Origin of the sequence: Exilibacterium tricleocarpae (genome assembly GCF_007004655.1) — a bacterium.
Lineage (GTDB): Bacteria > Pseudomonadota > Gammaproteobacteria > Pseudomonadales > Cellvibrionaceae > Exilibacterium > Exilibacterium tricleocarpae.
This window is the reverse complement of record NZ_ML660095.1, coordinates 73,216-82,374: the sequence shown is the minus strand read 5'-3', so window position 1 is coordinate 82,374 and position 9,159 is coordinate 73,216. Positions and strand designations below refer to the sequence as shown.

8 protein-coding genes are annotated in these 9,159 nt (G+C 59.2%); 5 read left to right on the top strand and 3 right to left on the bottom strand.

The annotated features are described in order from the left end of the window. Positions 1 to 199: 199 nt before the first annotated feature. Genes waaA through FKG94_RS15010 form a run of 3 tightly spaced genes read right to left on the bottom strand, consistent with a single transcriptional unit; the run spans position 200 to position 4,310 of the window. Positions 200 to 1,468, bottom strand: a complete 1,269-nt coding sequence (waaA, locus tag FKG94_RS15020; protein WP_142905135.1) for a lipid IV(A) 3-deoxy-D-manno-octulosonic acid transferase — start codon at positions 1,466 to 1,468, stop codon at positions 200 to 202. Further along, entirely contained in the window at positions 1,469 to 3,232 is a 1,764-nt protein-coding gene (gene msbA / locus FKG94_RS15015) for a lipid A export permease/ATP-binding protein MsbA (protein ID WP_218943545.1), read from the bottom strand. A 7-nt stretch (positions 3,233 to 3,239) separates the two neighbouring features. Next, entirely contained in the window at positions 3,240 to 4,310 is a 1,071-nt protein-coding gene (locus FKG94_RS15010) for an NAD-dependent epimerase (protein WP_142905134.1), read from the bottom strand. Between the two features lie 144 nt (positions 4,311 to 4,454). Here FKG94_RS15010 and FKG94_RS15005 point away from each other — a divergent pair, with 144 nt between their 5' ends. The 5 genes from FKG94_RS15005 to FKG94_RS14985 all read left to right on the top strand — a co-directional run bounded on the left by FKG94_RS15005 (position 4,455) and on the right by FKG94_RS14985 (position 9,158). After that, positions 4,455 to 5,435 (top strand): mitochondrial fission ELM1 family protein, encoded by a 981-nt coding sequence (locus tag FKG94_RS15005; RefSeq protein WP_179957662.1) that lies wholly within the window; start codon positions 4,455 to 4,457, stop codon positions 5,433 to 5,435. A gap of 96 nt (positions 5,436 to 5,531) precedes the next feature. Continuing rightward, on the top strand, positions 5,532 to 6,548 hold the full coding sequence (locus FKG94_RS15000; protein ID WP_142905132.1) for a glycosyltransferase: 1,017 nt from the start codon (positions 5,532 to 5,534) through the stop codon (positions 6,546 to 6,548). 3 nt (positions 6,549 to 6,551) lie between these two features. Next, the gene (locus tag FKG94_RS14995) at positions 6,552 to 7,259 is read left to right on the top strand and encodes a YrbL family protein (protein ID WP_218943544.1); all 708 of its coding nucleotides are present in this window, start codon (positions 6,552 to 6,554) and stop codon (positions 7,257 to 7,259) included. Next, positions 7,246 to 8,298, top strand: a complete 1,053-nt coding sequence (locus tag FKG94_RS14990; protein ID WP_142905131.1) for a glycosyltransferase — start codon at positions 7,246 to 7,248, stop codon at positions 8,296 to 8,298. Before FKG94_RS14995 ends, FKG94_RS14990 begins: the two co-directional genes overlap by 14 nt. A gap of 53 nt (positions 8,299 to 8,351) precedes the next feature. Then, complete coding sequence (locus tag FKG94_RS14985) at positions 8,352 to 9,158, top strand: class I SAM-dependent methyltransferase (RefSeq protein ID WP_142905130.1); 807 nt, start codon at positions 8,352 to 8,354, stop codon at positions 9,156 to 9,158. The last annotated feature ends 1 nt before the right edge of the window (position 9,159 follow it).

Genomic DNA, 9,159 nt, shown 5'->3' with positions numbered 1-9,159 from the left:
GTGTGGGGGTTGTTTTTTTTTACACACAAAAACCCTTTTTAATTTGCAATCCACCCCGACCCCGCACCGTGCGACCCCGCACCGTGCCGCCGGAGGACCGGTCCTGAATAACAACAGCCACCCTACCTCGCGTCCCAGGGAAACAAACCGACAAATTGGCAGGCTCCCAACTTTAAAGAAGCACTGCCCGGCAAAACAATTACAAAAAACGTCCGACAATATCAATCAACTTTTGCAAAGCCCCGCGATTGGCGTCGGCGACCGACTTGGCAGCAAGCCCCTGCCCCTGTCGGCGGGCAGCATTCTGGTGCAGGTCGACCAGTTCCTGCGCAAGTTCGTGATGATCCCGCACTATCGTCAGCGCATTCGCCTCAAGCAACAACCGCGACACCTCAGTAAAATTAAACAGGCTCGGACCACTAAGAATCGGCACCCCCCAGGCGGCAGGCTCAATCAGATTGTGACCACCGTGCTCAATCAAACTACCGCCCACAAAAGCGCTATCACAGGCGCCGAAAAACAACGGCAGCTCACCCATGGTGTCGCCGACCACTATATCTATATCACCTTCCCGGTTTTCGGCCTCACTGCGACGCTGGACCCGATAGCCCTTCCCGCGACACAGCGCGAATACCGCATCGAAACGTTCGGGATGCCGCGGCACCACAACCAGCAACGGCTGCTCCAGTTGCTGGCGGACTTCGGCAAACGCCTGCAGCACGATTTCATCTTCGCCTGCATGGGTGCTGGCCGCCAGCAGCACCGGACGCCGGCCGGCGTCGCTCCACTGCCGCTTGAGCTGCGCCGCAGCGTCGCGCTGTGCATCGCTGAGCTGTAAGTCAAACTTGATACTACCGGTAACTTCACAGGCCGACTCCGGCAACCCCAGGGCAGTAAACCTTTGCGCATCGTCCCGGTGCTGCGCGGCCACCACACTCAGGCGTTGCAGCATGGGTCGGGTAAGCAGACCAAAACGCCGGTAACCACGCGCCGATTTTGCCGATAGGCGAGCATTGGCCAGAATCACCGGAATCTGCCGCCGCCAACAGGCCGCCAAGGTATTCGGCCAGAGTTCGGTTTCCATCACAATCAACAAACACGGCTTGACACGATGTAAAAAGCGCCCGACGGCATCGGGAAGATCGTAGGGCATATAAGCATGGTGAACGCTGTCGCCGAAGGCGGCGCGCACCCGCTCTGATCCTGTGGGAGTCGTGGTGGTGACCATAAACACCAACTGCGGATACTGCTCGCGCAGCAGCTTGATCATCGGAATGGCGGCCAGGGCTTCGCCAACCGATACCGCGTGCACCCACACCACCTGCGCCGCCGGCAGCGGCGGGATAAATCCGAAGCGCTCGCGCCAACGCCGCCCATAGGCAGGTGCGCGCCTGGCCCGCTGGCGCAGTCGCAATAACAACAAAGGCAACGCCGCGTAGAGCACCAGGGTGTAAAGTAACCGCATCAATCAGCTCTGTTCCGGCTGTGCATCTTGAAACTGCATGGCGTGCAGTCTGGCGTAGTGGCCCCGGCGCGCGAGCAGTTCGCTGTGACTGCCCGTCTCCACAATTCGCCCCGCATCCATCACCACGATTTTGTCGGCGTTTTCGATCGTCGATAAGCGGTGAGCAACCACCAGAGTCGTGCGTCCTCTCATGACTTCTTCAAGCGCCTGCTGAATTTTACGTTCCGATTCCGTATCCAGCGCCGAGGTGGCCTCATCGAGAATCAGTATCGGTGCATCCTTTAACAGTGCCCGCGCTATCGCCAGGCGCTGGCGCTGGCCGCCCGACAGGCGCTCACCCTCCTCGCCGATCACCGTTTCCAGACCGGCGGGCAATTGCTCGATAAACTCCAGCGCCTGCGCCGCCCGCGCCGCATCGATCACGCTGTCGCGACCGGCGCCGGACAGATCGCCATAAGCGATGTTGTCCAAAACCGTAGCGTTAAACAGCGTAACATTCTGATTGACCAGTGCAATTTGCCGCCGCAGACTCTGCAGGGTGAAGGCCCGCAACTCGACGCCGTCAATTTTGATCGAGCCCTCACTGTAATCATAAAAGCGGGGAATCAGACTGACCAACGTTGACTTGCCACTGCCGGAGGCCCCCACCAAAGCCACCGTTTGTCCCGGCTCGACAGATAGATTGATATCCGACAGTATCGCGACTTCCTCCCCCTGATAGGCGAAATTCACACCGCTGATGTCGATACGTCCGGCAACCCTGTCGACCTCATGGGTGCCGCTATCCTCCTCTGCCTCCTCGTCCAACTGCAGGAAAATGCTCTCCGCCGCAACCAGCCCCTTCAAAGTTTTGGCATACACGCCACTGAGCTGTTTCAAAGCATTGGGGATCAGGGCCGCAGCGGTAAAATAGGCCATAAATTCACCGGTGCCGCCAGTCTGCATAAAAGTCAGCCCGACAAACAACATGACCGCCATGGCAATCGATACAATCCACTGCAGCATCGGCGTTACCACCGATGAGGTCGCCTGCAACTTGATATATTGCCGGCAATGATTCTTGCTGGCGCGAAAAAAGCGTTCCTTCTCGTATTGTTCGCCACCAAAGCTGCGCATCACCCGATTGCCGCCAATCATCTCAGAACTGATTTGCGTGATATCACCCATGGTTACCTGGATGCGCCCGCTCAACCTGCTGAAGCGCTTGCCCACCAGCACCACAATGGCGGCGATTACCGGGCACACCGCCAGCAGCACCAGGGTGAGCTTCCAGTCCGACCACAACAGGTAGATGAGCAGACTGATCAGGATCAGCCCTTCGCGAATCAACACCTTCAGTGCATCCGTCACCGCAGTGGTGACCTGTGCAGTGTTGTAAGTGATGCGCGATATCAGGTGCCCGGAATCGTTGGCGTCAAAGTAGCGCCCGGGCAGCACCGTGAGCCGGTCAAACAGTTGGCAGCGCAGCGTCAATACAATATTGTGAGCCACGCGAGCCATGGAATAACCGCCGATAAACATACCGACCCCGCGCCCGAAAAAAATCAACACCAACAACAGCGGCGTGAAGTAACGGCTGGACGGATCGCCGCCCTCGATCGCGTTGACAATCTGCTTCATCAACTCCGCCAACCCCGCCTGGCTGGCAGCGACCAGGGCGAAACCAAAAACGCTGAGTAGGAAAAAACCCAGGTGGGGCAGGATGTAACGGAGCAGGCGATAATAGGTGGCGCGCTTGCCTGGCTGCTCCGGTGCGGTCATCGACATAAGTGGGTCATGGTTTTTTATAAAATGTCGTGTACCAGTCGACAAAACGTCTCACCCCCACTTTGATATCGGTAGCCGGCCGGTAATTGACATCGTCCACCAGCGCCTGCACATCGGCATAAGTATCGGGCACATCACCCGGCTGCAGCGGCAACAGGTTTTGCCGGGCGCGCTTGCCCAACGCCTCCTCTATGGCGCCGATATAGTCCAACAGCTCAACCGGACTCTGGTTGCCGATATTATAGACGCGCCAGGGCGCCTTGCTGGTGCCGGGGTCGGGTTCCTCGCCGCTCCAATTCGGATTGGCGACCGCCGTGTGATCAAGGGTACGCACTACACCTTCGACAATGTCGTCGATATAAGTGAAGTCACGGCGATGTTTGCCGTAGTTGAAAACGTCGATCGGCTGGTCGGCGAGAATGGCCTTGGTAAACAGAAACAGCGCCATATCGGGCCGGCCCCAGGGCCCGTACACCGTAAAAAATCGCAGCCCGGTGGTGGGCAGGTCGTAGAGATGGCTATAGGTATGCGCCATTAACTCATTGGCTTTTTTGCTGGCGGCGTACAATGACAGTGGGTGATCGACGTTGTCATGCACGGAAAACGGCATACTTTCGTTGGCGCCGTACACAGAGCTCGACGACGCGTAAACCAGGTGCTGCACCCGGTGGTGGCGGCAGCCTTCGAGGATATTCATGGTGCCGACAATATTACTGTCGATATAGGCGTGGGGGTTTTCGATGGAGTAGCGCACGCCGGCCTGAGCGGCCAAATGCACGACCTTGTCGAAACGCTCCTCGCCAAACAGCTTCTCGATCAGCGCGCGGTCTGCCAGGTCGCCTTCAACCATGCGAAAGCTGCCGCGCTCTGCCACCGGGCGGCAGACATGGGCATAGATGTCCTCGCCGAGGCTGCCCGCCAGAAACTGCTCAGTGCGCCGGTGCCGCGCCCGCTTGAGCGAGACGTCGTAGTAGTCGTTGAAGTTGTCCAAGCCGACGACATCATCCCCCCTGGCGGTCAGATAAAGCGCAACATGAGACCCGATAAAACCGGCCGCTCCGGTGATCAATACTTTCATTTGCTGGGATTTCCTTCGGTTTCGAGGCGCAACCCGCCCCTCGGCATCCGTAAATTATACTTCATACTCACCCCACAGGTAGAGACCGGGCTTTCTGATAGACTAGCGGCAGACATAAATCTCTTAATAACGGGCGTGGACGCTGTGGCCGAGAATGCACTTATCACCTGGTTTATCACCGACGACAAGCCGGGACACCGCCATCAGCTCGAGGGACTGGAGCAGGCACTGGGGCGCTACACCGACCTGCACGAGCGCTGGATTCATACCCGCGGCCGGCTGCAGGGCATACAGCAGGCCCTCGGCATCAAAGCAGCACCGCCCCCGCACCTGATCGTCGCCTGCGGCCACCGCACGCACCTGCCGGCACTGCTGCTGCGGCACCGCTACGGGGGCCGACTGATCGTGTTGATGCGTCCATCGCTGCCACTGCGCTGGTTTGATCTGTGTGTACTGCCACAACACGACCCGGCGCCCGCCGTTACTGAGGCGCCCGCGGCTGTTGAGGCGCCCGCAGCTATTGATAAGGTGCTGCGCACTGAGGGCGTCCTCAACGCCATTACCCCGGCGCCGGCCCAAGACCCTACACAAGGCCTGGTGCTGATCGGCGGCCCGTCCAAACACCACGCCTGGGATAACGGAGCCATAGTGGCACAACTGCAGCGGCTGAAAAACGCGCTGCCCGAGGTGCAATGGACCTTGACCAACTCGCGTCGCACACCTGCAGACTTCGATGCCGCCGTGGCCTCAACACTCGATGCGCAACTCACCTTCGTTCCCGTTGGCCAGACTCCCCCCGGCTGGCTGCAACAACAGTTGCAACAGCGGGGCTGTGTGTGGGTGAGCGAGGACAGTGTCTCCATGGTCTACGAAAGCCTCAGCTCCGGCGCCCGGGTGGGATTGCTCGAAGTACCGAGAAGAGTACCGAGAAAAGTACCGGGAAAAGCACCGAGAAAAGGCCATAGCCGGGTCACGGCGGGCATCGATCGCCTGCTGGCCGCCCGGCGTCTTACCCCCCTGGACTACCTTGTGGAACAAGGCGACATGCTGCCCGCCGGCGAACCTTTGCAAGAAGCCGACCGGGTCGCAAAATACATTGTCGCCCGCAAAGGCTGGCTTGCCTGATTTTGGACCTTTGTAGATAATGCCTCGTTTCCCGGATTTCACCCGCTGCCGCTTACGCTTCAGGTGTGGGGGTTCGGCCTTTGAGCTAGCGGATTTATGAGAGTACTTCACATCGCCTACCAGCAACTGCGCCGCTATGGCCACACCCGGGTCAGTTGGGCGCAAAAGCTGTTCTTCGGCTTGATCAAAAACGGGCACTACGTACAGGGTTTCAGCGATCGCGATGTGGCCGCCTTCGAGGCGCCGCTGGGGATTCGCGACCTGGGTTACAAAAAGGCCAATAAACGCCTGCTGGAAATGGCCGAGGCCCTGCAACCGGACCTGGTGGTGGTGGGTCACTGCGATATTATCCAAAACCGCACGCTCGAGGACATTCGCCGCCTGTTGCCGGCGGTGGCCATTGCCGGTTGCAACAATGATCCGCTGTTTATTCCCGACAACGTCCGCAAAATCGAACAGCGCTGCGCGGTGGTCGACGCCATGTTCGTCTCCACCGGACACGAGGCTTTAAAGCAGTTTGAAGGCCGGCGCGCGCGCCTGTTCCATATGCCCAACCCGGTGGACGGCGCCATTGAGAACCAGGATGCATCGAACCGGCAAAACCTGCCTATCGATCTGATCTATTGCAGCAACGCCCTGCAACACACCAAACGCCTGGAGGATGTCGGCTACCTCAGGCAACAACTCAACGGCGAGCTGGTGTTTAAAACCTTCGGCAGCTTCGGCGAAAAGCCGGTATGGGGCCGCGACTACGACCGCGCCCTGGGGCAGTCGAAGATGGGGCTCAATTTCAACCGCCAGGAGGGCTGGCACTGGTATTCGTCGGCGCGCATCGCCCAACTCGGCGGCAACGGCCTGTTGATATTCACCAACGCCGACGCCGGCTTCGACACACTGTTTCCCGACCGGACGTTGGTCTACTACCGGGACCTGGATCACTTGCTCGGCCTGATCCGCGAGTTTCACGCCGATGACGACAAACGCCGGGCCTGGGCCGCGGCGACACGCCACTTCTTTCATACGGAAATGAACTCGACGCTCAACGCCCAGTATATTCTCGAATCTACCCTGGGTATCGACTACAGCCACCCCTATGTGTGGCTGGAGCAGTAAGACGTGCCGCAACAGCTCCAACTGGCCGGCCTGGAGCCGTTTGCCCGCGGCGGCAACCGGCTGTGTTTCGTCAACCCGGACAATTGCCACCAGTGCGTCAAGGTCGCCAGACCCGGCTTTAGTGCCGCCGAAAAGCGCCGCAAAAAAAGTTTCCCAAAATCGCTCAAGCCGCTCAGCAGCTTCGATGACAATCTGCAGGAGTACCGCACCCTGACCGCCATTCACCGCCGCAGCGGCGACCCGGTGCTCGACCTGATCCCCCGCTGCTACGGCCTGGTGCCCACCGATTGCGGGCCGGGTATCGTCACCGACCTCATCACCGACGCCGACGGCAGGATATCGATCACCTTGAAGCAATATCTCTGGGAACAGGGCATCACCCCGACACTCAGGCAAAGCCTCGAGCAATTCCGCCGGCAGTGGTCGACCCTGGCGGTTCCAAGCCGGGACTTGCTGCTGCACAATGTGGTGGTACAGCAAACGGCCGGCGGCGCCCTGCGCCTGATGGTCATCGACGGTTTGGGCTGGTCCGACCTGATCCCACTGGCACAACTGCTGCCGGTGCTGGCGCGGCGCAAGGCACTGCGCAAGCTCGACAATCTGGAGGCCCGCATGCAAACACTACTCACCACTAAACAGCGGGGTGGCCCCTGGGGTTATCACGGCTACCTGGAACCTCGACAGCGCCGGATAGAAAATGACGACACATAAGGACGACCGCGACACCATCAAAGTCGCCCAGGTACTGGCCGGCGCTGAACGGGGCGGTGCAGAAAACTTCTACACCCGGCTGGTGGCTGCCATGAGCGCAGTACCGGGCCTGCGGCAAAAAGCTTTTTTGCGCGATTTCCCCGACCGTACCGCCCAACTCGATCGGGCCGCCGTCGACTGGGCCGGGTTTCGCTTTGGCGGTGCGCTCGACCTGATCGACCGCCACCGTTACCGCAGCGCGCTGGCGCAGTTTGCGCCGGATGTTGTGCTGACCTGGATGGGCCGGGCCAGCGCCGTGACGCCCAGGGGCAACTATCGCCTGGTCCACCGCCTGGGTCACTACTACAAACTCAAATACTATCGCAAAGGCGACTACTGGATCGGCATCAGCAAGGGCATCTGCGATCACTTGATAAACGGTGGTATGCCCGCCGATAAGGTCGTGCATATTCCCAACTTTGCCGATGAGACCGCCGTCACGCCGCTGCCCAGGGACAGTTTCGACACCCCCGGCGCTGCACCGCTGCTGCTGGCAGCCGGTCGCCTGCATGTCAACAAAGGCTTCGACATTCTCCTGCAAGCGCTGACCCGTATACCCGAGGCACACCTGTGGCTGGCGGGCAGCGGCCCTGAGGAGACGACCTTGCGCGGCCTGGCGGACGAACTCGGCGTAACATCCCGGGTCCACTGGCTCGGCTGGCGCACCGACGTCACGGCGTTGATGCGCAGCGCCGATGTATTTATCTGCCCGTCGCGCCACGAGGGACTCGGGTCGATAGTGATGGAGTCCTGGGCACACAAGTGTCCGATTCTGGCTACCGCCTCGCAGGGACCGGCTGAACTGATCGACGATTCCGAGACCGGACTGGTCACCCCCATCGATGATGTCGATGCGCTCGCCGATGCCGTCAATCAGCTACTGGGCAGTAGCGGGCTGCGGGAAAAACTGGCGGCCAATGCCTTTGCCCATTACCGCAAGCACTATTCAAAAGACACTATCGTCGAGCGGTATTGGCGTTTTTTTAACACCATCTTATAATTCATTCGCTGCGGCCGCAGGGCCGGTATTTGCGCTTTGCAGGTAAGTAAAAGATGCTCGCTGAAAATCAGTTACCACAGAATTTTTTGGATTGGAACGCACAGCAGGGCGCACCCTACGGCAAGCCGATAATACTCGCCAAAAAACTGAAACGCTGGCTGCCGTCCACCTGGTACTGGTCACTGCGCGGCCCATTTTCTGTTCAGCGCAACAACACCACCCGGGCTTTCGAGTACCCGTGGGCGTTTTTTCAGGCCCAAGTGTCGCCCGGCGATCGTATTTTGGAGGTCGGGGGCAGTCTCAGCGGATTTCAATTCGCGCTCGCGCAACACGGCTGCCGGGTGGTCAATATCGATCCGGGCTTCGAGGCAGCGGGCAAAGGCTGGCACTGCGACCAGGACACCCTGGCAAAGCTGAACCGGCTATTCCACACCGATGTCGAGCTGCGCAACACAACCATAGAGAAAGCGGAGCTGCCCAGCGACGCCTTTGACTGCGCTTTTTCCATCAGCGTTATCGAGCACCTGCCCTGGGGCGATGTGGAAAACGTAATGCGAGAAACCTTTCGCAGTCTCAAGCCGGGCGGGCGGTTTATACTGACTGTCGATTTATTTACTGACGTCGCACCGTTTCAGACTGCACAGACAAATAAGTACGGCGCCAATATCAATATCAAGGAACTCGCAGCTGTCGAAAACTTTGAACTGGTTTTCGGGGAAAAGACACAACTATACGGATACACGGAGTTTGAACCGCAACGCATCCTCACCGACCGGGATCGATTCCTGGTGGGCGGCGGTTATCCGGCCATGGTGCAGTGCCTGGTGTTAAAGAAACCCGAGAAAGAAACAGAGTATTGAC